Origin of the sequence: Bartonella sp. AP58NXGY, assembly GCF_042195785.1 — a bacterium.
Classification (GTDB): domain Bacteria; phylum Pseudomonadota; class Alphaproteobacteria; order Rhizobiales; family Rhizobiaceae; genus Bartonella.
The window spans coordinates 1-265 of the sequence record NZ_JBHIOY010000096.1 but is presented as its reverse complement, the minus strand read 5'-3'; the positions used below and the strand labels follow the sequence as shown (position 1 = coordinate 265).

The following is a 265-nucleotide window of genomic DNA, read 5'->3' as shown; positions in this document are numbered from 1 at the left end:
CCACCATCAACAGCTGTAATGTCCTTCCCTAAAAGATCTGTGAGAGTAAAATTAGCTCCCCCATCTGGGCTTTTATCGGTAATTAAAGGAAGCTCAGTAACAAAACTATTCCTTTGCGAGAGAGGACCTGTAATTTCACGACCAAAATCTGCAACTCTTATTTTGTGATTACCTGTCCCTTCATCAATCAACAAGTAATCACTTGCATCCCACGTAGCAGTAACATTGAATCGAAAATGTAAATTCCCTGAAAGGTTCTCAACAT

The 265-nt window shown here is 39.6% G+C and carries 1 protein-coding gene; it reads right to left on the bottom strand.

Translation table 11 applies throughout. From position 1 onward, the window contains the following. Window positions 1-265: pertactin-like passenger domain-containing protein (locus tag ACFINC_RS09700; protein ID WP_375617075.1), on the bottom strand; the 265-nt coding region annotated here is incomplete at both ends.